This window comes from Neobacillus sp. D3-1R (assembly GCF_052180215.1).
Classification (GTDB): Bacteria; Bacillota; Bacilli; order Bacillales; family Cytobacillaceae; genus Pseudoneobacillus.
This window is the reverse complement of sequence record NZ_CP197471.1, coordinates 1,257,595-1,283,372: the sequence shown is the minus strand read 5'-3', so window position 1 is coordinate 1,283,372 and position 25,778 is coordinate 1,257,595. Positions and strand designations below refer to the sequence as shown.

Annotated in this window: 26 protein-coding genes and 1 tRNA gene; 12 read left to right on the top strand and 15 right to left on the bottom strand. The window is 35.4% G+C overall.

The window, feature by feature from the left end:
• Positions 1-38: 38 nt before the first annotated feature.
• The 7 genes from ACSBPO_RS06465 to ACSBPO_RS06435 form a co-directional block, all read right to left on the bottom strand.
• Entirely contained in the window at positions 39-611 is a 573-nt protein-coding gene (locus ACSBPO_RS06465) for a hypothetical protein (protein ID WP_442599242.1), read from the bottom strand.
• Between the two features lie 3 nt (positions 612-614).
• On the bottom strand, positions 615-1,244 hold the full coding sequence (locus ACSBPO_RS06460; RefSeq protein WP_442599241.1) for an SCO family protein: 630 nt from the start codon (positions 1,242-1,244) through the stop codon (positions 615-617).
• 87 nt (positions 1,245-1,331) lie between these two features.
• Positions 1,332-3,032, bottom strand: a complete 1,701-nt coding sequence (locus ACSBPO_RS06455; RefSeq protein ID WP_442599240.1) for a cbb3-type cytochrome c oxidase subunit I — start codon at positions 3,030-3,032, stop codon at positions 1,332-1,334.
• Between the two features lie 14 nt (positions 3,033-3,046).
• On the bottom strand, positions 3,047-3,514 hold the full coding sequence (locus ACSBPO_RS06450; protein WP_442599239.1) for a cytochrome c oxidase subunit II: 468 nt from the start codon (positions 3,512-3,514) through the stop codon (positions 3,047-3,049).
• Between the two features lie 12 nt (positions 3,515-3,526).
• Complete coding sequence (locus ACSBPO_RS06445; protein WP_442599238.1) at positions 3,527-3,655, bottom strand: cytochrome c oxidase subunit 2A; 129 nt, start codon at positions 3,653-3,655, stop codon at positions 3,527-3,529.
• Between the two features lie 329 nt (positions 3,656-3,984).
• Positions 3,985-4,926, bottom strand: a complete 942-nt coding sequence (gene cyoE / locus ACSBPO_RS06440; RefSeq protein ID WP_442599237.1) for a heme o synthase — start codon at positions 4,924-4,926, stop codon at positions 3,985-3,987.
• Between the two features lie 153 nt (positions 4,927-5,079).
• Positions 5,080-6,462: an amino acid permease gene (locus ACSBPO_RS06435; RefSeq protein WP_442599236.1), complete on the bottom strand. Its 1,383-nt coding sequence runs from the start codon at positions 6,460-6,462 to the stop codon at positions 5,080-5,082.
• Between the two features lie 274 nt (positions 6,463-6,736).
• On the opposite strand from ACSBPO_RS06435, the gene ACSBPO_RS06430 reads away from it, so the two are divergent.
• Complete coding sequence (locus ACSBPO_RS06430; RefSeq protein ID WP_442599235.1) at positions 6,737-7,816, top strand: glycosyltransferase WbsX family protein; 1,080 nt, start codon at positions 6,737-6,739, stop codon at positions 7,814-7,816.
• Entirely contained in the window at positions 7,809-8,399 is a 591-nt protein-coding gene (locus ACSBPO_RS06425) for a class I SAM-dependent methyltransferase (protein ID WP_442599234.1), read from the top strand. Before ACSBPO_RS06430 ends, ACSBPO_RS06425 begins: the two co-directional genes overlap by 8 nt.
• Before the next feature lie 87 nt (positions 8,400-8,486).
• On the opposite strand, the gene ACSBPO_RS06420 is transcribed toward ACSBPO_RS06425, so the two are convergent.
• The 4 genes from ACSBPO_RS06420 to ACSBPO_RS06405 all read right to left on the bottom strand — a co-directional run bounded on the left by ACSBPO_RS06420 (position 8,487) and on the right by ACSBPO_RS06405 (position 12,246).
• A tRNA-Val gene (locus ACSBPO_RS06420) sits at positions 8,487-8,558 on the bottom strand.
• Positions 8,559-8,679: 121 nt separating this feature from the next.
• Positions 8,680-10,638: a TRAP transporter permease gene (locus ACSBPO_RS06415; RefSeq protein WP_442599233.1), complete on the bottom strand. Its 1,959-nt coding sequence runs from the start codon at positions 10,636-10,638 to the stop codon at positions 8,680-8,682.
• On the bottom strand, positions 10,628-11,158 hold the full coding sequence (locus ACSBPO_RS06410; protein ID WP_442599232.1) for a DUF1850 domain-containing protein: 531 nt from the start codon (positions 11,156-11,158) through the stop codon (positions 10,628-10,630). Before ACSBPO_RS06410 ends, ACSBPO_RS06415 begins: the two co-directional genes overlap by 11 nt.
• A gap of 83 nt (positions 11,159-11,241) precedes the next feature.
• A complete protein-coding gene (locus ACSBPO_RS06405; protein WP_442599231.1) occupies positions 11,242-12,246 on the bottom strand; it encodes a TAXI family TRAP transporter solute-binding subunit in 1,005 nt (334 codons plus the stop codon).
• 198 nt (positions 12,247-12,444) lie between these two features.
• Here ACSBPO_RS06405 and ACSBPO_RS06400 point away from each other — a divergent pair, with 198 nt between their 5' ends.
• From ACSBPO_RS06400 to ACSBPO_RS06385, 4 genes are all read left to right on the top strand, one after another.
• The gene (locus tag ACSBPO_RS06400) at positions 12,445-13,164 is read left to right on the top strand and encodes an alpha/beta hydrolase (RefSeq protein ID WP_442599230.1); all 720 of its coding nucleotides are present in this window, start codon (positions 12,445-12,447) and stop codon (positions 13,162-13,164) included.
• Positions 13,165-13,319: 155 nt separating this feature from the next.
• Positions 13,320-13,832 (top strand): YjcG family protein, encoded by a 513-nt coding sequence (locus ACSBPO_RS06395; RefSeq protein ID WP_442599229.1) that lies wholly within the window; start codon positions 13,320-13,322, stop codon positions 13,830-13,832.
• A 7-nt stretch (positions 13,833-13,839) separates the two neighbouring features.
• Positions 13,840-14,268, top strand: a complete 429-nt coding sequence (locus ACSBPO_RS06390; RefSeq protein ID WP_442599228.1) for a GNAT family N-acetyltransferase — start codon at positions 13,840-13,842, stop codon at positions 14,266-14,268.
• Positions 14,269-14,336: 68 nt separating this feature from the next.
• Complete coding sequence (locus ACSBPO_RS06385) at positions 14,337-15,011, top strand: DUF421 domain-containing protein (protein ID WP_442600323.1); 675 nt, start codon at positions 14,337-14,339, stop codon at positions 15,009-15,011.
• A 17-nt stretch (positions 15,012-15,028) separates the two neighbouring features.
• Here the strand turns inward: ACSBPO_RS06385 and ACSBPO_RS06380 are convergent, their stop codons facing one another.
• Complete coding sequence (locus tag ACSBPO_RS06380) at positions 15,029-15,265, bottom strand: hypothetical protein (protein WP_442599227.1); 237 nt, start codon at positions 15,263-15,265, stop codon at positions 15,029-15,031.
• Positions 15,266-15,412: 147 nt separating this feature from the next.
• Here ACSBPO_RS06380 and ACSBPO_RS06375 point away from each other — a divergent pair, with 147 nt between their 5' ends.
• The 5 genes from ACSBPO_RS06375 to rfbD all read left to right on the top strand — a co-directional run bounded on the left by ACSBPO_RS06375 (position 15,413) and on the right by rfbD (position 21,179).
• Positions 15,413-17,695: a UvrD-helicase domain-containing protein gene (locus ACSBPO_RS06375; RefSeq protein ID WP_442599226.1), complete on the top strand. Its 2,283-nt coding sequence runs from the start codon at positions 15,413-15,415 to the stop codon at positions 17,693-17,695.
• 180 nt (positions 17,696-17,875) lie between these two features.
• Positions 17,876-18,748: a glucose-1-phosphate thymidylyltransferase RfbA gene (gene rfbA / locus ACSBPO_RS06370; protein WP_442599225.1), complete on the top strand. Its 873-nt coding sequence runs from the start codon at positions 17,876-17,878 to the stop codon at positions 18,746-18,748.
• A gap of 11 nt (positions 18,749-18,759) precedes the next feature.
• A complete protein-coding gene (gene rfbC / locus ACSBPO_RS06365; RefSeq protein ID WP_442599224.1) occupies positions 18,760-19,326 on the top strand; it encodes a dTDP-4-dehydrorhamnose 3,5-epimerase in 567 nt (188 codons plus the stop codon).
• The gene (gene rfbB, locus ACSBPO_RS06360; RefSeq protein WP_442599223.1) at positions 19,323-20,285 is read left to right on the top strand and encodes a dTDP-glucose 4,6-dehydratase; all 963 of its coding nucleotides are present in this window, start codon (positions 19,323-19,325) and stop codon (positions 20,283-20,285) included. Before rfbC ends, rfbB begins: the two co-directional genes overlap by 4 nt.
• Before the next feature lie 48 nt (positions 20,286-20,333).
• On the top strand, positions 20,334-21,179 hold the full coding sequence (rfbD, locus tag ACSBPO_RS06355) for a dTDP-4-dehydrorhamnose reductase (protein ID WP_442599222.1): 846 nt from the start codon (positions 20,334-20,336) through the stop codon (positions 21,177-21,179).
• Positions 21,180-21,238: 59 nt separating this feature from the next.
• Here the strand turns inward: rfbD and ACSBPO_RS06350 are convergent, their stop codons facing one another.
• The 3 genes from ACSBPO_RS06350 to ACSBPO_RS06340 form a co-directional block, all read right to left on the bottom strand.
• Positions 21,239-22,102 (bottom strand): glycosyltransferase family 2 protein, encoded by an 864-nt coding sequence (locus ACSBPO_RS06350; RefSeq protein WP_442600322.1) that lies wholly within the window; start codon positions 22,100-22,102, stop codon positions 21,239-21,241.
• A 45-nt stretch (positions 22,103-22,147) separates the two neighbouring features.
• Positions 22,148-22,723: an acetyltransferase gene (locus ACSBPO_RS06345; protein ID WP_442600321.1), complete on the bottom strand. Its 576-nt coding sequence runs from the start codon at positions 22,721-22,723 to the stop codon at positions 22,148-22,150.
• 62 nt (positions 22,724-22,785) lie between these two features.
• Positions 22,786-23,901 carry an aminotransferase class I/II-fold pyridoxal phosphate-dependent enzyme gene (locus tag ACSBPO_RS06340; RefSeq protein WP_442599221.1) on the bottom strand — a complete coding sequence of 372 codons (1,116 nt, stop codon included), beginning with the start codon at positions 23,899-23,901 and terminating at the stop codon, positions 22,786-22,788.
• A 220-nt stretch (positions 23,902-24,121) separates the two neighbouring features.
• Here ACSBPO_RS06340 and ACSBPO_RS06335 point away from each other — a divergent pair, with 220 nt between their 5' ends.
• Positions 24,122-25,651 (top strand): glycosyltransferase, encoded by a 1,530-nt coding sequence (locus tag ACSBPO_RS06335; protein ID WP_442599220.1) that lies wholly within the window; start codon positions 24,122-24,124, stop codon positions 25,649-25,651.
• The last annotated feature ends 127 nt before the right edge of the window (positions 25,652-25,778 follow it).

Here is a 25,778-nt window from a genome sequence, read left to right as displayed (position 1 = left end):
TAAACATAAAAACCACCAAAATTGGTGGTTTTCTTTGGTTATTCGGTTATTTCTCCTTCATATTCTGTCGGGTCAACAAAAGAAATATATAACAGATATACTACCATACCAATAGCGGTTAATAAAAATGCCCAGCCAAGTGTTAATTGGTCAATTAGTAGATAGTTATTACATAACTGAACAGGGGATTTTATATAAAGCCAACCCAAAAGAAAAAATGAAACAGTGAAGAAAATAATAACGGTGTTTTTTGTAATTGAACCAAGCTTTTTCCAACTATCCCGTAATGGTACACCTGCTAAAAATGGGATACTAATAAATTTGAAAATTTCTACTGTAGTGACTGTCAGTGCTTCATCCATGGATCGAGGCAACATCCAATAAACCATTATGATAGAAAATAAAATAATACCAGGTAATCCATTTGAATTCCATTTTTCAAAAAATCCCGGAAAGCGTTTTTGAAAAAAATCAGCCATCAGTAATCCCGCAATGACCAACATAGGCATTTGCATATGCATATGAATAGCCATCACCGATTCCATAAAATTTGCTACAGGAGGAATAACTAAAAATATTAATAACAGTAGCCCATAAAAAGATTTATTCATAGTCTACTCCCCCTCTTCTTTAAGAATATCTAATATTTTATCCTTTGCTTCTGCTGGCTTCATATAATCCATGACATCCACTAAAGTCCCTTTTTTATCGACTAAGTAAAATGCAGAATTATGAACAAAGTTTCCATTTCCATCTGGAATAACGGTTACCCCAAACTTATTTAACAATGAATCTAGTTCAGCTTGGTTTGGGATTCTAGCCATTCTCCACGTTTTTCCATCACTGTTAAACATATCTTTATACACATCAAGTCGAGCTGGATCATCCCTAGTTGGATCAAAGCTAATACTAAGAAATACAATGTCTTTTCCTATATATTTACTGGGTAGAGTATGGTATACCTGGCCCATGTTTTTTTCTAATTGAGGACACACCGTTCCACACGATGTATACATAAATGTAATTAATACAAATTTATCCTTAAACTCAGAAATAGTATATTTTTGTCCATTGCTATCCTCTAACGTAACTTTTGGAAACTTAGGCTGGACATCTATTAGTCTATTTACTCTAGCCTTTTCAGCTGTATAAGCAGTGAATCCATCTGTTCCTATATAAAATAAAATGAAACCGAATAGGAAAACGATTAATAATGCGATGGTATTACTTCGATTTTTGATCATTAACGATCACTTCCCACAATGTTTTTAAAACAAAATAGAGTAGAAAGAGATAGCCCCATCCTAGAGCTATCTCTTCTTTTTTCTGAATTACCAAGTTTTAAATGGAGGTGAACCTGGAGGTGCATTAACAATCATGTCTGTTAACGGTACGACATATGCCATTGCAATTACAATAATCGTAAGAACAACCCATAATCCCCAACGCTCAGTCCAATATGGAGTTTTTGGTGCATTTTCCTCTTCTTCAGCAATTGGGAACTCTGTTTCTCCCTTTGGTGCAAAAAACATCATATTAAATACTGCGTAAACTTGTATGATAACTGCAATTAATAATAATGTTGCTCCGATACCTAAAAGCGTCATATATGGCTCCCAGCCTAATGCTGTTGCATGATCCCCATAGGTTGAATAAGATGTTCTGCGTGGAGCTCCAAATAATCCAACCGTATGCTGAGCGCCAGACATAATAATCATACCAATTGTCCAAGTGATTGTTTGAACAACCCCTACTTTATTCATTTGTGGTGTTAATATACGATTTGAAATATGTGGAACTAACCAATAGCTTACTCCGAAGAATGTCATAACTACTGACATCCCTAAAGTTAAGTGAAAATGTCCTACAATCCACATTGTATTATGAACGACACCATCTAATTGATTTGTGGTTTGAGCAATACCACCTGCACCAGCTGGAATAAAGGCAGCCATTGCAATAAATGGAGCTAGGAATCGAACATCCCCCCATGGTAATTTCTTAAACCAACCAAGTGCTCCTTTACCGCCTTTTGCTCTTCCTGTTTTTTCAAATACTCTAAACATAGCATATGCTGTCATTAATGAAGGGAATCCGATTGCTAAACTCATAAAGACGTGCATAAACTTAATCTCAGGTGAAATAGCAGGGTCAACAATCTGATGGTGGAATCCACCTGTGATGTTCATAATAACTAAGGGAATAACTACCATACGTGTTAAGAAATCATTCCAACGGTGTCCACCGATAATTTTCGGGATAATGCAATACCATACAGATACAGCTGTTAAATACCAGATGTTAACTGCCGTATGTCCGAAAGCCCAGAATAGAGTACGAGCAACCATAACATTAATACCATCGGTCCATCCAAGTACCCAAGGAATAATCATGAAAAGCACTTCAACTGCAACGAAAGCAGTTGCACCTACTAATAAGATAAATACACCCGTTGCAAAAAATGATAAAATAGGAAGATGTTTCCCACGATTATTCTTTCTCCAATTTGCCACTTGGATAAAAGCCCCAATTGACAGCATCCAAACACCTAATACAATAAATACAAGACCGAAATAAAACATAGGATGAGCTGCCATTGGCGGGTAGAAAGTATACATAACAGAAGCTTCATTCATTAAAATTGGAATTACGGCTAAGACAAAGCCGAAAATCTTCATCCAAAAGCCGATCCACGCCATCTTTCTTACTTTCGGAAGAAGACCACCCAGTGTATGGGAAAGTCCAGCATAGAAGTAACCGATTGTAAAGAATGCAGATAATACAACAACTAAGAGGATACCGTGTGCTGTAAGTACCTGATAATAATTAAGCCAAGATGGTAATTCCAGAAGTCCAGCACGATTTAAACCTTGTAATAAACCTAATAATCCACCAAGTAGTAATGCTAAAAAGGCAACAGATAAATATAATTTCGTTATTTTTGCATCTAGAGGATTTACACCCAATACTTTATTTGTTTTTTCTTTAAATACGGATTTTGTTTTACCATTCTGATGTAAAATTGATTCCACTGTACTTCCCTCCTTTATTTAACCGTAATGGTTGTACTCATCATTTGGTGTCCAGCACCACAATATTCATTACATAGCACTAAATAGTTACCAGCTTTATCAAACTTTTGAGTTGCTCTTGTGATATGTCCTGGCATTACCATCGCATTCAGATTTGTTCCCGCAACTTCAAATCCGTGAACAACATCCTTCGAAGTCATAATAAAATGAACGGTTGATCCAGCAGGAACTTCTATATTACCAGGGTTAAAGCTAAAAATTTGTAAAGTCATAACCACTTCATATTCGTTTTCTCCAACCTGTTTGATTCCAGGTTGATCAAAAGGTGCGGTTTGGTCCACTTTCTGTGGATCTATCGTTTCTTGATTTGTTGGCGGTCCCATTTCTAAGGCGAATCCTTGGTAGCCAGTAATTAACATGAAAATCATGATCATACCAAAGCTCAAGGTAAGCCATATTTTTTCATCCAAATGCATCTTCATTTCTCTTCCCCCTTAATATCTAGCCATAAATAGCCCGAATAGTACAAAATACGTAACAAGTATGACTGCTCCAACTACTCCTACAGAGATCCATGTTCCAACTTTTGACTCTTGCTCTTTATTTACTTTTGAAGCTCCCATTGAAATTTAACCCCCTTTGATATTTCATACTTACATAATAGTTGCGAATAATTATCAATGATGTGAAGTGCATCACATAAAATGGTTGATTTAAATTACTGTTTGTAGAGTTTTAAAGATAAATGGTCCAAATAATAAATGTATGCTGTCTTTAAATAGCGTTATTATCACTATTGATAAGCTTATTAACATGTTTTGCAAAAAATAGCTTTACACGAAAATAGACAAAATTAAAAATGACAAATTTGTGAATGTTGCCATAAATAAAAAAGATGCACAAGTAGTTTGAATGAAACTACTTGTGCATCTTTTATTTTTAAAGAAAATATCTAATTAAAAAATGGCAATGTGACAATAACCATTAATAAAAACATGATGGTTATATAGTTAACTGAATAAAGGAAAATCAAATGAGCCCAATTGTAATCATTTTTAGCGAAAAATCCTTTAATACTTAATACAATCCATCCAATGTTTAACGCTGTCGCAATAACTAGAAACGTTATTCCAAGCGATGATAAGAAAAATGGTAATGGCATTAAAGCTAAACTATAAATAAGAACTTGACGTTTAGTAAATTCAAATCCATATACAACAGGAAGCATAGCAACCTTAGCAGCTTTATATTCATCATATTTTTTTATTGCTATTGCAAATGTATGAGGCATTTGCCAAATAAATAAGATGAGAAACAAGATGATTGGCACAATATTAAGCTTTGGTTCTACTGCTGCCCAGCCAATTAAAGGTGTAACTGCACCTGAGATACTTCCAATCACAGTATTAAGCGTATATCTGCGTTTAGACCACATTGTATATAAAATAACATAGGTAAACCAGCCGACAAATGCATAAAAAGTAGCCTCAATTGTGGTAAACAGTAAAAGAATTAAACCAAGTATGCTAAGGGATATTCCCATTGTTAGGACTACCTTTAATGAAATGTTACCAGTTACCGTAGGACGTTTTTGTGTTCTTTTCATTACAGTGTCAATATCTACATCGTACCAATTATTTAGAAGTAGCGCTCCAGCCATTACTAAAGTACTTCCTGCTAGAGTTATAAATAAATCTTGCCAATGGTCCGTAATAGAAATATTGCTAAAATACAGAGCTAACCAAAAACCACTAAAAACAGGAATAACATTAGATATTAATACAATCGCTTTAAAAAGTTCTTTTATATCAGAAAGTAGTGTAGTGTTGACTGCTTTATTAGATAGAGTTGTTTTTCCAACCTCTTGTAAAGACGGTAGTACTTCTTTACTCATCAAGATCCTCCCCATTTAATTCTTTTTTCTATTTAAACATAAATAAAAATTTTTAATAATGATTTACATCACAAAGATAGTGAAAATCTTCAAAAAAGATGAAAAACACCAGAAGTCATTCTGGTGCTTTCTTCTTTACCTATATTAACATAATTAATCTAAATAGGATTTAAAATTTTGCTTTTTCCAGACTTTTTTATTCATGATTAAAGCTACCAGCCCGATAATAGCGACAAATAATAAGCTCACAAAAAATCCTGGACGAATCGTTTTTTCCATTAAGGTTCCTGTCACCGCAGCAAAAATGAGCAATAAGCCAATAAAAGCTAATGTTTTGCCGAAAAATTTATTATCAAGTATACGTAATGCTGAGATGATAATAAATGACCAATTAAATAAAATCAATATTCCTGCTGCTGTGGTGATATATTCATATATTTTTCCTGGTAAAAGTAAGGCCGTAATGATAGATGCCAATAAGCCAACTGTGGCAAGTCCTAAAGATGGTAAAGGTAGGTCCTTCCATTTTTTTAGTTTTTTTGAAAAAACCTCTGGGGCATCTCCATCATCCGCCAATGTAACTAAAAGCTGTGTAACACCAAACAATGATGCTGTCATAGTTGAAAATCCCGCTATAATAATCGCCCCATTAAAAACATGAGGAAAGAACGAAATATGATATTTATCAAGTGCGGTAACAAAGGGACTCTCTTTTTCATTAAAAGCTCCATGGGCTACCATGGTAACAGCTAGTCCAAGTGAAACAATATAAATAATCGCTAATACAATTAGCATGATGATTCCAGCTTTAGGTGCATCTTCTTTCTTTTTTAATCTTGTGGCCATGAGACCAATTACTTCAATCCCACCATAAGCATAGTAGGCATAGATAAGAGAAGACCAAAAGCCTTTCAGGCCTTCTGGAAAAAAATCATGAGATGATTTCGGTATTCCTGGATGCTTTACATCTCCATCAATCCAACCAATTAAGGCAGCGGCTGCAATGATAATAAACATCACAATGGCAGAGGTCTTTATGATTGCTAATAGATTTTCAACCTTATCGAATCCACTCGTTCCCGTTAATACAACAATAATGGAGAGTACAGCATAACCAGCGGCAAAGACCCAAAGAGGTACATTAGGAAACCAAAATCTTGAAAGAATAGAAAGAGCCGTTAACTGGCTGCCCATTATCAATATATTGGAGGACCAATAATTCCATCCGCAGCTAAATCCTGCCCACTTCCCGTATGCCTTATTTGCATAATAACAGAAAGATCCATCCTGTGGATCCTGAGCTGTCATTTTAGCTAATAAACTATAAACGATATATGTACCAATAGCCGCTAGCATAAAGGAGATGACAATCGAAGGTCCCGTCATTTCGATTCCTATCGTAGAGCCAAGAAAGTACCCCGTCCCGATTGTGCAACCAACACCTATTAAGGATAGCTGCCACCAGCTTAATTCCCCTTTTTCGGCTCCCTTTCCTTTACTTGCATTACTAGTAGAGCTGCAACTCGTATTGCTCAAACTAATACCTCCTTTTACAGGTATTATGGTTTGATAATTAGCTTCATTTTATGTAATTACTTGGAAATGTCTTTCGATAAATCCTTATTGCTCTTAATTAAGTACATTTTCATTATCCTCAACACCTTCATGTCTCTTTCTTCATATATATATTTGAGATATTACGTACAAGAGATAACATGGATAGATTTACAATGACAGCCTCTAAAATATTTAATAGAGACTACTTATTATTTTCAGCAAACTTTCTAAAGTTTTAAAAGGAGAGATGATTTTGAAACTTATAGCTTTTTATTTGCCTCAGTTTCACGAGACTGACGAAAACAATCGTTGGTGGGGGAAAGGTTTTACTGAATGGACGAATACAAGAAAAGCAAAGCCTTTATTTCCTGGACATTATCAGCCAAGAGAGCCGTACCAAGACTATTACTATGATTTAACAGACGAATCAGCAAGAGAATGGCAAGCCCAAATTGCAAAAAAATATGGTATCTATGGATTTTGTTATTATCATTATTGGTTTAAAGGGAAAAGGTTTCTTCATAAACCATTAGATGCAATATTAGAAAAGGGGGAGCCTGATTTCCCTTTCTGTCTTTCGTGGGCAAATGACCCATGGACGAGAACATGGACCGGTTCAAACCATGAGGTATTGGCAGATCAAAACTACGGAGAAAAAGTAGATTGGAAAGAACACTTCCATTTTCTATTAACAGTATTTAAGGATAAAAGATATATTAGAGTAGAAAACAAACCATTATTTCTAATTTATCGTCCAAGCGATATTCCACAATGTGAGGAAATGCTGGAGTACTGGCAAGAATTAGCTGTTGAAAATGGACTTGATGGAATTTATGTAGTCCAAACATTAAATAGATTTAACAACCCTATTATTAAAGGATTCGATGCTCGTATTGAGTTTGAACCAGGATATACAATGCATTTAACAAATGGTATCCGTTCTCAAAGAGCCATTGATGGTTATAAGCAAAAATTTACTGTAATGGATTACGATAAATACTGGTCTAGTATACTAGAAAGAAAATCTGATACGGCTAGTGTTAAGACTTATTTAGGAGCTTTTATCGATTGGGATAACTCCGCTCGCGTTGGAGGAAATAACCCCCTCATTTTCACCGGCGCGTCCCCCGAAAAGTTTTCAAATTATCTAACACAACAAATAAAGAAATCTATAGAAATGAATAGTGACCTTTTGTTTATAAATGCTTGGAATGAATGGGGCGAAGGAACCTATTTAGAACCAGATCAAAAATATGAATCTCAATATCTTGAATCAGTAAAAAAAGCATTGGAGAATAATGGTTTTTGCCTAGAGGTGAGCGAAAATGACTGATAATCAGTTTCAAATCAGCAAATTGTATCAATTCGTTGATTCGGTAAGTGGGTGGTTATCAGTTGCGGAACAAACAGCACTTTTACATTTGCCCTCTTTTGTTGATCATTTAGAAGGGGAAATTGTGGAGATTGGTTCCTTTAAAGGAAAAAGTACTGTTGCATTAGGCCTTGGAAGCAAGTGGCTAAGCGAAAAAAAGCGAACCATTTTTGCCATTGATCCTTTTATTTCAAACGGATATTATTCCAATTATTTTCATGAATTTCAAAAAAATATTCTAGGTTTTCGTCTCTCAAATTATGTATCACCAATAAAAAAATTCAGCCATGAGGCCATACACGATTGTCCTGAAAGCATAGCTGCCCTTTTTGTAGATGGAGACCATAATTATTCAGGGGTGAAAAGAGATATAGATCTATTTGCCCCAAGAGTTGTCCCAGGCGGATTTATAGCCTTTCATGATTACACAGTTTATGCAGATGTCAAAAAAGCGGTGGATGAACTATGTGAAAGTAGAGAATATGTCCTAGTTTGTGATTACGATAGTTTACGTCTGCTTCGTAAAGTCAAAAATAAAATGTGATATTTATGTAGCTCAACTTAAACCTGAATAAAGAAAATAAAAAAAGCCTCAATTCCCTTGTTTCGAGAAATGAGACTTTCAACTTGATGACCTGTGAGGGACTTGAACCCCCGACCCCTTCCCTGTCAAGGAAGTGCTCTCCCACTGAGCTAACAAGTCATTTTTTAAAATATACTAATAATTATTAGGGATTTGTCCACGAATGTCAAGTCATAATTAACTAAATCAGGTTTTTAAAAAATAGGTTTGGCTAGACCAAGTGGCAGCCAAACCTATTTTTTTAGACATTCGATAGTGCTTTATTTCCCCCGTCTTGTCTCTTCATCATGAATTGTAAAGCTATTAATAGTGCAAACAATCCAAGACCAACCATATCTGAAACACCTTCTGGATAGATTAATAGTAATCCGCCAACTAACCCTATGATTCGCTCGTACCAATAAAGCTTTCTAAACCAATAACCGATAATACCGGCACCAATAGCAGTCATGCCTGCTAAAGCTGAGAATACTACCCAAATTAAGTATGTCCAGCTAGTATCAATCATGAGTAATTCAGGTGATAGAACAAACATGTATGGAATAATAAAGGCGGCAATGGCTAATTTTGCAGAATTCACACCTGTTTTTATAGGTTCACCACCAGATACACCAGCTGCTGCAAATGCGGCTAATGCTACTGGAGGGGTTATGTCTGCAATGATGCCAAAGTAAAACACGAACAAATGAGCAGATAAATCTGGTACTCCTAATAAAATGATGGCTGGAGCAGCAATGGTTGAAGTAATAACATAGTTAGCCGTTGTTGGAGACCCCATGCCAAGAACTAACGCTGCAAACATCGTAAATACTAACGTAAGTAGCAAATGTCCGCCTGCTAAATCAAGTAATCCGTTTGCTAATTTCAATCCTAAACCTGTTTTTGTCACTACCCCTACTATTATTCCTGCTGCTGCGGTTGCTGCAGCTACTCCTAATGCTGTGCGTGCACCGTCAACTAATGCATCAATTGCATCTTTGAATCCAATTCGAGTTTCTTTTTTTATCGCACTCACTACAATTGTAATGACAATGGACCAAAGCGCAGCTCGCATGACACTCATCCCTGTCATCATTAAAACGATTACTGTTAAAATTGGTACCAATAAATAAATCTTTTTTAATACTTCTTTTCGATTTGGCATTTCCTCTTTTGTTAATCCTCTTAAACCAAGACGTTTTGCTTCAAAATCGGTCATAATCCAAATTCCCGTAAAGTATAGTAATGCTGGTATCGCAGCAGCCTTGGCAATATCCCAATAGCTTATACCCCCGATAAATTCAACCATTAAAAAGGCTGCCGCTCCCATAATTGGTGGCATTAATTGTCCGCCTGTAGAAGCTGCTGCCTCAACAGCCCCTGCAAATTCCTTCTTATACCCCAGTTTTTTCATCATTGGAATCGTAAAGGAACCGGACGTAACTACGTTAGCTACGGAGCTTCCACTAATTGTACCTTGTAAGGCACTTGAAAAAATCGCAACCTTGGCTGGTCCTCCTATACTTCTGCCGGCAATGGATACTGCCAAATCATTAAAATATTGTCCAACCCCTGTCTTTACTAAAAAAGCACCGAAAAGCAAAAATAAAAAAATAAAGGTAGAAGATACCCCTAATGGTGTTCCTAATATCCCTTCAGTTGTATAAAACATCGTTTGGACTAATCGTGTTAGATCTAAACCTCGATGAGCTAGAAAACCTGGCATGTAAGGGCCAAATAGGGCATAACACAAAAATAGACCTGAGATAATCATGATTGGCAATCCTACAGCACGGCGAGTTGCCTCTAAAACTAACAAAATAGCTGCTAAACCAATGTAAAAATCTAAATCTGTCAAACGCCCTACCCTCATAACAATCTCATCAATCATTAACGGCCAATAGGCACCTACTGCTATCGCAATGATGGCTAAAATGACATCATACCAAGCCACCTTGTTTTTTTGAAGATTTTTTTTTCTTGCTGGAAAAAGTAAAAATATTAATGCTAGAGCAAAGCCTAAATGTATGGACCGTTGTAATTGTGCTGTCAATTGTCCAAAGATAGCAGTATACAATTGGAACAAAGAAAAAGATAATAGCCCAAAAAATACAATCCAACCAAAAAGTCCATTTAATTTTCTAGTCCTAGCTTCAGGATCAAATTTCTCTAATACCGCTTGTTGTTGTTCTTCAGATAAACTTCCCACATTAAGACTCAAGAATATTCACTCCTCTCATGATTTCTAAAAGATTTACCTTTTTTACATGTATTCGAATCCATGTTCCGGGTTCGATAGTCTTTGATAATGGAAATTCCTTCTTATGATAAATAATCGTATGATTCGCTCTCACTTTACCGACTCTTAAATCAAATGAAGGAAATATTCGCTTCATATTTTTTATGTAGTACTTCCCATCCTTTTCCTCAAAAACTTCCCCTTCAGCTGCATTTGCTGGCATACCAATCGCAAAATCCTCATACATCAGCTCATATTGTTTTATTTCATTCTCTTTAGTAATAGAATAGCTTTCTATTACATTCGTTAAATGAATCGAATGGGTATATTTTATCTGAAAAGTATCTTGTTTTTTTAAAGGAAGATAAGCGAGAATTTTTCCTGTATTTTGATATTCGAATACAAGAGCTTGTTTAAATGGAAGGAATAATAAACTTGATATGATTAAAGCAATAAGGAGGATGAGTAAAATTGTTCTTCTAAAACGTAAAACGTCTTTCATTATTACCTCCAACATCATCTCTATAAGCGAATGTGACCGGTCTTAAACCAAAATTGGTTTTTAGACCGGTCCATTTTGTAAACCTATTCGGCTTTTATACCCTTTTCATCATAGTATCTTTGTGCACCAGGATGAACATCAATTCCCACTCCATTTAAAGCCTTTTCCGCTTTAATAAGCTTTCCTTTAGCGTGAGTGATTTTATTTGTATTTTCAAAAATGGCCTTTGTAATGTCATACACCACATCATCGGATAAGTCGTCTCGAACCACTAACATGGCTAATACAGCCACTGTTGGTACAGCATCTGTTAGTCCATATACACCAGAAGGAACTTCATCTTTTGCGTAATATGGATATTTTGAAATTAATTCATCCGCTTTCCCAGCCTCAATCGGAACGATCACCACATCCTCTGTTGCAGCTAACCCTTCAACTGCTCCAGTTGGTGTTCCAGCTGTAACAAAAGCAGCATCAATGGTGCCATCTTGAATTCCTGCTGTAGATTCATCAAATGAAAGATGCTTTGCATCGATATCATCCATTTTTATTCCATGTACTTCAAGAATTTGCTCTGCATTCGCATAAGTTCCTGAACCTGGTGCTCCAACAGACACCTTTTTCCCCTTCAAATCATCTACTGTTTTTATCCCAGACTTTGCAGTTGTAACAATTTGTACGGTTTCAGGATATAACGTACCAATTGCCTTCACATTATCAACTTTATTATCTTTAAACATTAATTTTCCTTCTTTTGCATAAGAAGCAATATCTGTTTGCGTAAAGGCAATTTCCGCATTTCCATCTTTTAATGTCGTCATATTTTCAGCTGAGGCACCTGATACCTCTGCATTTGCCTGAATACCTGTTGCATCAGAAATAATATTAGCCATTGACCCACCTAGTGGATAATATGTACCACCAGTACCACCTGTAACAATACTAATAAACTTTGGCTTTTCAGCTTTTCCTTCTTTACCTTTATCAGAATCTCCTGATCCTTGCTCTGTCTTACTTCCACATGCTGCTAAAAATAAGGAAAGAACCAAAATAAAAATGGTTGCTAATAGAAAACGTTTATTTTTCAATTCGCATCCCCCTTTTTTAAATTTAAAATTTATTTCCACTATTAATACAATGCAAACAAGTCCGATTTTATGCATTATTAGAATAATCAATTAAAGGTATGAAAATGCATGAATGAAACAATTCTAAATAGGATATGGTACAATTTTGATATCGCTTTCTTTCAAAAGTAGGGAAATTTTTATTAAAGGAAGGATTTTATGAATAAAGGATTAACCAAAGATTATATACTCTATAGCCATTCCTTGAAGGAAGAAGTACCGTTGCTCATTTATTTTCCAGCATCCTATTCTCCTCTTTATAAATACAATTTATTAATCGCTCAGGACGGACAGGATTACTTTCAACTGGGAAGAATAGCAAGAATTGCAGATGAATTAATACATAACAAAGAAATGGCCAATACCATTATAGTTGGAATACCCTATCAGAATGTTAAAGATAGACGGGAAAAATATCATCCAATAGGACAAAGAAACAAAGACTATATTCGTTTTTTAGCACATGAACTTGTCCCTTTCCTTGATAAAGAGTTTCCTACCTATCAAATGGGTATGGGGCGCACCCTTATAGGTGATTCTCTTGCTGCAACCGTTTCATTACTAGCAGCTTTAGAATATCCAAACACATTTGGAAAAGTGATTCTTCAATCTCCATATGTCAATGAGATGGTACTGTCTAAAGCTAACCACTTCAAGGATACCCATTTAATCGATGTCTATCATGTTGTTGGTTTGGATGAAACCTCTGTGGAAACAAAAAATAGAGAGGAAGAAAACTTTTTGGAAGCAAACCGAAAACTATCTTCCATATTTAAAGCAAAGAATTATCCTTATTTCTATGAAGAGTTTAATGGAGATCATACCTGGACCTACTGGCAACCCGATTTAAAAAGGGCTTTATCTTTGATGCTTAAATAGAGCATTTTACCCTTTACAAATTTCATATTAAAAATAATTTAGACAATTTCAGGTCATTTTTTTGTATTGTTACTTTTATCCAAAAATATTTGTTATAATATTTAGACATATTAATGCTATCTTAATGAAAAAAACTTTTATTGGGGGTATTAAACATGAATTATGGTGTTGTTATTTTTCCATCCAAAAAGCTACAAGATTTAGCCAATTCTTATCGAAAGCGATACGATCCACATTACTCGTTAATTCCTCCACATTTGACATTAAAGTATACTTTTACAGCCACAGATGAAGAAGTTAGAAACATAGCCAACCAATTGAAGGAAATTGCACAAAATCACAAACCTTTTCCATTAAAAACCTATAAGTTTAGTTCGTTTCATCCAGTTAATAATGTTATTTATTTAAAAGTGGAACCAACTCCTGAACTTGAAGGACTTCATGCTGATCTAAATAATCGATTATCCGGTGAGAAGAGTGAGTATGCTTTTGTCCCACATATTACGATTGGCCAAAAACTATCGAATGATGAACATTCAGATGTGTATGGTTCACTTAGAATGATGGATGTGAACCATACTGAAGAGGTAGACCGATTCCATCTACTATATCAGCTTGAAAATGGTTCATGGACCGTATATGAAACATTTCGTTTTGGAAAGGAATAATGACTAAATGAAGTTAAAAGTAGTAAACAGCGATGAAGAACTTCAAGATGCCTTTAACATTCGAAAAACCGTTTTTGTTGAAGAGCAAAAAGTCCCCTTGGAGGAAGAAATTGACCAATTCGAAGATGCTTCCACCCATTTTGTTTTGTACAATGATCAAGAAAAACCCATTGGTGCTGGTCGCTTCCGTATTTTAGATGAATTAGGAAAAGTAGAACGGATATGTGTATTAAAAGAAGCTAGAGGAACAGGAGCAGGAAAAGTGATTATGCTTGGTATAGAAGAGTATGCTAAGAATCTACACATTCCTACCTTAAAACTGAATGCTCAAACCTATGCGATTCCCTTTTATGAGAAATTAGGGTATCTTGTTATCTCCGAAGAATTTATGGATGCTGGTATTCCGCATAAAACCATGAAAAAAACTCTTGTCTAAATTGACAAGAGTTTTTTTCATACTTTCACCATATCAGTAAACACTACCTATTAAGGGGTGAAACATTGATGGAGTTTGTCCATATCTTTTCAGAGTTAGTGGTTGGTTATGTTGCGCTTTTTATATTGGCAAAGATACTAGGGAAAACACAGATTACGCAAATTACCACTTTTGATTTTATCTCTGCTGTCGTTCTTGGTGAATTGGTCGGAAACGCCCTTTTTGATGAGGAGATTGGGATAAAAAAGATACTCTTTGCCGTGATGATTTGGGGAACTTTAATTTATACGACTGAAATTATTACTCAAAAATTTAAAAGAGTTAGGAAAACCCTTGAAGGTGAGCCATCGATCGTCATTCGAAAAGGTAAAATTGATTATAAACAATTAAAGATAAATAAATTGGATATTAATCAACTTCAACACTTATTGCGGTCGAAAGATATTTTTTCGATAAGAGAATGTGAATTTGCCATATTAGAAACAGATGGAACGATTAGTGTTCTCCGAAAGCCTTCATTTGAAAATCCTACAAATCAAGACTTAAATCTACCATTAAAACCCGTTCATCTGCCTATCTCTTTAGTTTTAGATGGAGAGCTTGTTCGTGATAATCTCCAACTAGTTCAATGGGATGAACACAAACTTTTACAAGAGATGAAGCCATATGGTATTTCAAAACTTAACGAAGTATTGTATGCAGAATGGAAAGAAGGAGAAGCTTTGCATGTACAAACGTACTAAGCTTCTCCCTTTTTTTATTAGATTCGTTCATTAAAATATTGACCTTTACCAGTAAGTTCCTTCATTATTTCCTCAGCTTCCAGATTTTTGTTTCTAGTTCTTTGCTGATTGTATCCATGGTTGAAGTTCGTTTCTGGAGAAATTGGTTTTAAAGGAGAAATGGCCTCTGGTTTTATTAAACGATGTTGTGATTTACTTTCTCGCGACAAGTACTGAAGATCTCGTAAAGAAGTATAAGGTAAAATATAACCCATTTTATCCACCCTCTTTTCGTTTATAGTATATAATTTCTCCCACTTCTCCCTATTCCCCTTTATTTTTTATTGAAACCTTTTCCTCTTCAGGTCTCCACTCAATTCTGATATGATAGTCTGTATGAATGTTTACGAAGGGGATCTACTATGCAAACTGCTTATTACAATAATGAAATGATACAGCTAGAAAGCTATCCTCGAGAACTCTTTCATCAGCTATATCTATCGGCTAAAAAAGATAAATTACTATGTCCTGTCTGTAAGGAACCCGTCCAATTATATTTAGGGATGAAAAATCCCCCCTATTTTTACCATAGTCGTTCACCATTGAAGACTTGTGAAATGGAAGTTCCTGTTGAGAATAACGATGATACCTTTATTGAACAAAATGGGTTTCGCATTCCGAAAGGCAGAAATATCTTAGAAGGAAAAACAACGGCTAAAACCTTTCGAAAAGCAAAGCTTTTACCTGTAAAAGTAATCGTTTCAGCACACGAAGCTCCTGCTATTCAACATCATTCAAATGATTATATCCAAACACTTCTCCAATCAGGTGTTCCTCTGGACAACAATCAAATACAGGCAGTACTTGATACCAACAGACCGTTACTTGTACTTTCCGGTGCGGGTAGTGGGAAAACAAGAGTCTTAACAACAAAAACAGCTTTTATGATTAATCAACAAAATGTAGATCCTAGCAGCATGATGTTAGTAACCTTTACTTCAAAGGCTGCAAATGAAATGAAGCAACGACTTCTCACTTATCCAAGAATACAAGTTAATCAGATTAATAGATTGATTACTGGTACGTTTCATAGTATCTTTTACAGAATATTAATGCACCATCAAGCAGAGAAATGGAAACCTGAAAAAATTCTTAACAAAGATTGGCAAAAAGAAAAAATTATTAGAGAAGCTGCAAAAGAACTAGAGTTAAACGAAAAGGAATTTGCTTTTGATTTAGCCCTACAACAAATTGGATTTTGGAAAAATTCCCTTATCTTTCCTTCTGAAGTAAAAGCGGAATCAAAATGGGACGAACAGGTAGCATTTTTGTATCAAAAGTATGAGCTATATAAACAAAATAATGGATTTTTTGATTTCGATGATATGTTAATTGGATGTTTTCAGTTTTTCAACGAAAATCCGATTATACTAAAAAAATATCAGCAGCGTTTTCATTATTTTTTAATCGACGAGTTTCAGGATATTAATAAAGTTCAATACGAGCTTATTAAACAATTATCGGAAATTCATAAAAATGTTATGGCCGTTGGCGATGATGACCAGAGTATTTATGCTTTTCGCGGAAGTGATCCAGAGTATCTTATTCATTTTGAAAATGACTTCCCAAATGCAAATGTAATAAAACTGGAGGAAAATTATCGTTCCTCGCATGAAATAGTCGCTTCTGCAAATGAAGTCATTGCTCAAAATAAAAAGAGACGTGTCAAAATAATGAGGGCCCAATTTTCTACAAATAAGCCACCTGTACTGTTTTTCCCTTATGACGAGGAAGAAGAAGCAACGATGGTTGTTACTGAAATACAGGAAAGAATTAAAAAAGGAGCAAGGCCATCTGACTTTGCTATTCTTTTTAGAACCAATGCCGCCTCCCGAGCTATTTTTGAAAGACTTGTCAGTTCAAATCTTCCTTTTCGTATCACACAAGATGCTGAATCCTTTTATGACCGCTTTATTCCTAAAAGTGTTTTAGCTTATTTAAAATTAAGTATGAATGAAGATGATGCTGATGCGATTAATACCATTCTTCCAAGTTTATTTTTAAAACAAGGTTTGTTGCGCGATATTAAGGCATCCAGCATTTTAAAGGATTGTAGTTTTGTGGAAGCCCTTGCGTCTTTAAAAACAAGTTATGCTTTTCAAGCTAAGAAACTCCAAGCACTTCCAAGCATCATCCGTTCACTGAAACATCTTTCTCCAAGTACAGCAATCGAAAGAATTTCTAAAGACATAGGGTTGGAAGATTACCTAAAAAAACGTGGAAGTGAAGGTAATAAATTAGAAAAAGGTTCGGATGACTTAAAGGATTTAAAGGTCGCTGCAAAAGGATTTGACCATATACAAGAGTTCTTACTTCATGCTGAGCATATTTCAGCTCAAAATAAAGAAATGAAAAAGTTGAGTAAAAGTTTTGACAATGCTATTACTTTAAGCACGATACATCGCGCAAAGGGTTTGGAATATGAAACGGTATTTGTTCTCGGAGTGGTGGATGGAAGTATTCCACATGATTTTTCCTTAGATGAATTACGTAATGGTAATGCGGATGCATTAGAAGAAGAAAGAAGATTGTTGTATGTAGCGATAACAAGAGCAAAGAATAGACTTCTTTTATCCATACCAGAAACTAGACGAGGAAAAAGTACTCATCGTTCTCGATTCCTAAATAAGCTTATTAAAAAGTAAAAATATATGAGGGTGCTCCGTATTAATTGGAGCACTTTTTTTATTTTCAAACAGAATTTGTAGATATCTAAACCCATATTCTCACGAGACCGTGCCATATCTATTTTCAAGTCATACAATACTCTAGGAAAATATTACTTTCTGTATTTATTAAACCATACAGCAAAAGGAGGACTAGGATTGAAAGGGATTATTTTAGCCGGCGGAAGCGGAACCCGATTATATCCTTTAACACGGTCGATATCAAAGCATTTATTGCCGATATATGATAAACCTATGATTTATTATCCGCTCTCAACTCTTATGATAGCTGGCATAAGAGAAATATTAATTATTTCTACTCCTCACGATACTCCACACTATAAAAAAATGCTTGGAGATGGATCTGAATTTGGAATCTCCATCCACTATGAGGTCCAACCTTCTCCAGATGGAATTGCACAAGCATTTATTATTGGAGAACATTTTATTGGAAAGGACCAGGTTGCTTTAATTTTAGGTGACAATATTTTTTATGGAAACAACCTCCCAGACCTATTATTGGAAGCAGCCGATCAGAAACAAGGAGCTACTGTATTTGGATATTTTGTTGAGGATCCTGAACGATTTGGTGTGATAGATTTTTCGGAGGATGGAACTGTTACCTCCATAGAAGAAAAACCATCACAACCCAAAACAAATTATGCTGTGACAGGCTTATATTTTTATGATAACAAAGTGATTGATATAGCCAAAAAGATAAAGCCTTCTGGCAGGGGTGAACTTGAAATAACAGATGTAAATAAAGCATACCTTGAATTAGGAGAACTTACAGTTAAATTGTTAGGGCAAGGTAACGCTTGGATGGACACTGGTACTCATCAATCCCTATACAAAGCCTCTCAATTTATCAAGACAATTGAAGAAGCACAAAATATTAAAATTGCTTGTTTAGAGGAAATTGCTTTTCAGAAAGGTTATATTTCGAGAGAAAATTTACATCATCTAGCATTGCCGTTATTAAAAAATGATTATGGGAAATATTTAATGAAAGTCGCAAATTTAAACGATTAAAGAGGTGGGATATGAACATCAAAAAAACCAAACTTCAAGGTGTATATATCCTTGAACCGAATGTTTACAGTGACAATCGGGGATTTTTTATGGAAAGCTACAATAGAAGTGTACTAAAAAAACTCGGGATAGATCTGGCTTTTATTCAAGATAATCAGTCTCTATCTAAAGAGACTGGCGTATTACGCGGGTTACATTATCAGCTAAATCCAAAAGCGCAATCCAAGTTAGTTCGAGTAGTTACCGGGGCAATCTTTGATGTGGTTGTAGATATTAGAGAAAACTCCCCCACCTTTGGTCAATGGATTAGTGTTATTTTAAGTGAAGACAATAAACGCCAAGTCATAGTTCCAAAAGGCTTTGCTCATGGTTTTTGTACCCTCGTCCCCAATACAAACATTTTCTATAAAGTAGATGAGTATTATGATCCTAATCTAGAAAGAGGAATCCTTTGGAATGATCCTGACCTTGACATTGATTGGCCAGTTTCAAATCCAATATTATCGGAAAAAGACAGTAAGCTTCCTTTATTAATAAATGCTGAGATCAATTTTTCAATAAAGGAGGACAGAAAATGAGATTACTCGTTACAGGTGGAGCAGGGTTTATCGGTAGCAACTTTATCCAGTACTTTCTAGAAAAATATCCTGAAAAACATATTATTAATTATGATAAATTAACTTACGCTGGAAATTTAGAAAACTTACATTCAATTAAAGATTCAGATCATTACTCCTTTATTAAAGGAGACATTACCAACCAAGAGTTACTTGAACATGTAGTAGTGACTTATGGAGTAAACGTAATCGTCAATTTTGCCGCTGAATCACATGTTGATAGGAGTATTACCAATTCCTCTGAATTCGTAAAAACGAATATTATGGGAACACAAACACTCTTGGAAGTGGCAAAAAAATATCATCTCCGTTTCATTCAAATTTCTACTGATGAAGTATATGGCTCACTCGGTCCAACTGGATACTTTACCGAAGACACCCCTTTATCCCCCAACAGTCCCTATTCAGCCAGTAAAGCAAGTGCAGACTTCTTAGTTAGAGCCTATCATGAAACATTTGGTTTAGATGTAAATATCACTAGATGCTCCAATAATTATGGACCTTATCAATTCCCCGAAAAATTAATACCGCTCATGATTATTAAAGCACTAAAAGGAAAAACACTACCTGTCTATGGGAATGGTCAAAACATTCGAGATTGGTTGCATGTAAAAGATCATTGTTCAGCGATTGATTTGGTTATCCATAATGGTAAATCTGGTGAAATATACAATATCGGCGGACATAATGAACGTACCAATCTTGAAATTGTAGAACACATTGTTAAAACATTAGGAGTATCCAAAGATTTAATTACGTTTGTTAATGATCGATTAGGACATGATTTTAGATACGCGATAGACTCCAGTAAAATTCAAAATGAATTGGGTTGGAAGCCACGTTATACATTCGAACAAGGGATCCAAGAAACGATTACTTGGTATCAAACAAATGAAGAATGGTGGAAAAAGCTGATTTAAATTTTATAGTAGGGTTTAGAGGGGGGATTTGAGATTACTAGAATACTAGTGACTGGTGCACAAGGACAGCTCGGTTCAGATTTGGTTCTCTTCTTAAAACATTCAGGCTATGATGTTGTTGGTAAAGGAAAACAGGAACTAGACATTACAAATGAAGAACAAGTACTTCAAACCATTTCACAATTGCAACCAAATATCATTATTCATTGTGCTGCTTATACACAAGTAGATCAGGCGGAATCGAATATGGACCTAGCTTTTCTTATCAATGGAATAGGCACTCGAAATATCGCTATAGCAGCTGAAAGCATTAAGGCAAAATTGGTTTATATCAGTACAGATTATGTGTTTGATGGACAGTCAAATGTACCCTATCATGAATTTTCACCCGTTTCCCCAATCAATATTTATGGTCAGTCAAAATTAGCAGGAGAGAATTTTGTTCGGGATTTTCATTCAAAATATTTTATTATTCGTACCTCTTGGGTTTACGGAAATAATGGAAGCAACTTTGTCAATACCATGCTTAAACTATCAAAAGAAAAGGAGCAACTGATGGTGGTAAATGACCAAGTTGGCTGTCCAACTTATACTTTAGACCTTTCTAAAAGTATTGTTCAAATAATGGAAACGAATAAATTCGGCACTTACCATGTATCTAATTCAGGTAGCTGCTCTTGGTATGAATTTGCAAAAGAGATTTTCAGACTAAGAAACAATCCTATTAATCTCATACCTTGTACAACGGAGGAATTTCCCCGTCCTGCTAAGCGACCGAAGCATTCCGTTTTAGACCATTTAGGATTACGGATTAATCATTTTGATGCTATGCCTCATTGGAAAGATGGGCTAAACCGGTACTTACTGGGCAATAAGAAAATGGAAGATAAGTAATAAATAAAAGCAATTTGAAAAGCTCTCGGGTCCCGAGAGCTTTTCACAGTATTAACATATTAATCTAAAGTTTTTAATATCTCATCAATTCGTTCGACATCTTTAATAAATTGAGGATAATTCTTCACTCGATTTCTGTAAGAGTTTAAAGCAGTTTTGAATAATTCATTCGTATCAAGAAATCCATCTTCTCTTGAAGCAATCATTATATCCAGCCATTCACCAAAAGCCTTAAATCCCAAAACATTATTATTTTGTTTAGGATGTATTCGAAAATAACTAAGTGCTTCCGGGATATATACAGCCTTCCCCTTGGATAACAATGATAGCCAAGCCGCTAGGTCATTAATAAGTGAATACTGTTTCCCTTGATATACCCCAAATTTTTCGGTTAGATCCTTTTTGCGAAATAACACTGTCGTAGGTTCGCCTATAACATTGAGACAATTTGTTAACACAAAATTTCCAAACCGTTTGCCTTCTAAAATTCGGGTTTCTTGATATAGTTTCATAGTCGCACGCATAGGGGAAATGAAATGACCGGATTCATTAATAGTCTGCCGATAAGAAGTAACGAGTGTAATATTCTCAAATTCATTAAAAAAATAGATCATTTTCGCAATTTTATCTTTATGAAAAACATCATCATCCATTAAATAATTAATATACTCACCTGATGCAAGGTCGAAGCATTTATGCCAATTTTCTAGGAATAGGTTCCGTTCGTTTTTATGGTACTTAATCTGAGGATATGATTTTATATAAGGAACAAGCATTTCTTGCACCCTATTATCTGAACTATCATCACAAATAATGATTTCAATATTTTGATAGGTTTGTTGCAATACGCTTTCGATAGCTATTTTTAAAGTATCTGGACGATTATATGCTGGTATCACAACACTTACTAAGGATTTTCCCAGAATGATTCCCCCTTTCTCTTTGGTTAAATAATAGTTAATGAACGTTTAGCATTTTTTTAGACTTCTTTTAAACTCTGCAGGAACCCCTGCATATAATGAATGCTCTTGTACATCATCTTTCACGAAAGATCCCCCGCCAATCACAGACCAGGATCCTATGGTCGTTTTTTCACGAATGGAAGAGCCTATTCCTATAAAAGCACCTTCCCGTAAAGTGACATTCCCTGCAATTTGAACTCCTGGAGATACAGTCACATAATCCTCTATTTGATCATCATGACTAATCCCTACTCCTCGATTTATAATGACAAAATTACCTATATCTACATTCGTGGTAATAATAGTCCCTTCACAAATGACATTACCAATTCCTAAGCGATTTCGTTTAGAAATAAACACAGAGGGATGTATTAATGAATCTGCAAATTGAAACCCAAAGTTCTTCGTTTTTTCAACTAGTCGTTTCTTTAGGTACGGATCCCCTACACCTGCACAAACAATCTTCACGTCATTTTTTAATGAAATAATATCAGGTAAATCACCTAATACAGGTACATCATCCACTACCTTCCCTTTCACTTCAGGTCTTTCATCTAAAAATCCCAACACTTTTATACCTATTTGTTCACATAGATGAAGAACCTCACGACCGTGTCCTCCGCATCCCCAAACAACAAGCGGCTTTATGATAACCCCATCCCTTCTACAATTCTCTTAACATCTTGAATGGTCATTTCTTCCCATAGAGGGAGACTAAGGATGCGTTTTGAAAGATTTTCGGTGACCTGTAAAGTGGCATGTTGATAAGATTTAAAAAGTGGTTGTTGGTGGCAAGTCGGAGAAAAGTAAGTACGAGCTTCTATATTCAAATTTGCGAGAGATTGGATAATATCGCTGTTATTTTTACCTTCTGGACAACAAATTGGCATAAATTGATGAGGGATTCCTCCCTCCGTTTTTTGAACTTGCCAGCCTTTATCGAATAATCCTTTTTGTTCTAGTTCGTTTAAGTACCAATGATAAATTTGTTGTCGCACATTCATTTTTTGCTCATATACATCCAAAGTAGCTAAGGCGATTGCTGCCGTGTACTCTGATATCTTCCCATTCAAACCAAGTAAATTGGTTTCTCTGTTACTCGAAAATCCAAAATTCTCCGCTTGGCGAATTTTAGATATTAAATCCTTGTTTCCACTATAGATTAGACCTCCCTCCCCTACTCCAAAAGATTTGGTTGCATGAAAACTAAACACAACAAAACCAGGGAATCCCTTTCCAAAGTGAATTTGGTCTTTTATTGCACCGAAACTGGCAGCTGCATCTACAACCACAGGAACCCCAGATTCATGAATCTTTTTATAGAATTTTAGGTCCATGTTCGTTCCGAAGGTTGCATAGGGTAGAACAGCAGCTACGTCATCACCCAATTTTTCTAGACAATCCTTAAGTAAACTCTCATTCATAGACCAGTTATCAGAATTAATATCAACAAAATAGGGCTCTAACCCACTCCAAATTGCTGCTAAGGGAGTAGCAGCAAACGTAAAGCTAGGCATGAGAACATACTTACCCTTCGATTTCCTAATTTGAGAAAGAGCCAATATCAAGCCAATTGTTGCATTATTGACTGTTATGACTGCTCCATCATTGTCAAAATATTGATTCATGACTTGTTTTTCAAACCGTGTATTTAAAGGACCAAAATTACTATAAAGTCTAGAGTCTTCTATTTCTTTTAAATACGGGATTAGAGCCTCGTGCTTAACAAGATTTGGTCGCAAAAATGGAATTTGTATCATAAGTTGCTTTTGTCAACTCCTTATCAACTACAACATTCATTCCCTTGAACTTCGTGATTCCATTGATTTAGTATCGTCAAGGGCATATCTTCTTTCCTTTCCCATATATATCTATGTAGATAAAAATAATGAGTGAGTTTGTATTTTGAAATTGATTCATTAAGGAAGGAAGAAATATTTACACGCTATTTAACCAATTTTTTTAGAGGGGGAATATGAGTTGCCTTCCACTGAAACTCCTTTATTGACAACCCATCTTTTTATTTCGAAAAAGAATAATTTAAATGGTTTTAAGGATATGTTAGCTAAATTGAAAGAAAGCGGCATCACTGTAAAAGTATATGCTCCTACAGACTCGTTATTAAATATTCATCCAAAGAACCCAAGAGTTTATCTTTCCCTAGGACCAGAATGGCAAGAGTTTAAAACACTAAATAAATTACCTCATCACGAAAGAAAACGCTGGTTACATTATTCTTCCATAGAAGAGATTCAACCCTATAAATTATTTTACTGTTGGCTGAAAAGCACTGATCCTCTTCCTGAAAATAGAACCATACCATCCACTCGATTTTCTTCCGATACTCCCTTAATATCCATCTTTACAGCTAGCTATAGATCTAAAGAGAAAATTCAACGACCGTATCGATCTTTATTGAATCAAACATACACTAATTGGGAATGGATCATTGTAGACGACTCAGGTGATGATGATGAAACCTATCATCAGAGTTTGCTTACCTTAGAGGACCCAAGGGTTAGAAGATATCGTCAAGACTTTCGTAATGGATATATTGGGGCCATTAAACGGTATGCAGCTGGGCTATGTACAGGGGAAATATTAGTAGAAGTTGATCATGATGATGACCTCACCACTGATTGTCTTCAGAAAATTGTTGATGCATTTAAGCAAAATCCAGAATGCGGTTTTGCCTATGGAGATTGCACTGAAGTTTATTACGGAACTAATTTTGCCCATTGGTATGGGTGGGATTGTGGGTATGGTTATAGTATTCATTATCGAGTCTGGGTACATGAAATGAACAGATGGCAAAATGTACAAAGACATACCACCATTAATGCAAATACCATTAGGCATTTGGTGGGTTTACCAAATCATCCACGAGCGTGGACTCGGGATTGTTATCATCTAATTGGAGGACATCGTGAAGAACTTTTGGTTGCAGATGATTACGATATGATTGTTCGAACATTTCTTTGTACAAAGATGGTGGCTATACCTCATTTACTTTATATCCAATATCGAAATGAGCATGGAGATAATTCCACTTTTACTCGGAATCAACAGATTCAGATCCTAATACGGGAACTTTATCGCTATTATTATCAAAGGATTTGTTCAAGAGGGGAAGAACTTGCTTTACCGGAACTCTTACCTTACAGCCGAGTCTGGGAAACGCCTCCTGACCATCCTGCTCGGAAAACGGCTCATATTATAAATGAAGATGATTCTAAAGTGTCTATCCTATTTCCTATCCCCTATTCACAATCTGATCATGAACATTCCCAATTACTTAAGACTCTACAAAAGGGGTTAGATACTAATTTCAAAGAAATGGAAGTAGTCGTTGTAGGCAGGATTCCAGAAGAAGTAGAGAGTTATGCTTCAAAGGCACCAATGGGAGCAATTCGCTGGTGGCCAATGGAGCCGAATGATTCATTAGAAACTTGTATTCAGTATGCTAAGTATTGTGCTTCGGGTAAGGAGATAATTGTTGTAGAACCTTAAGGGAAGTAATTAAAAACCATTTAGCCTACTTATAAACTATTTCATAATAAATCTGAAACCTCAGTCCATTAGAGATTGAGGTTTTTAAATTTAATATGAATAATTTAAAAATTAAACTTCTTAAAGC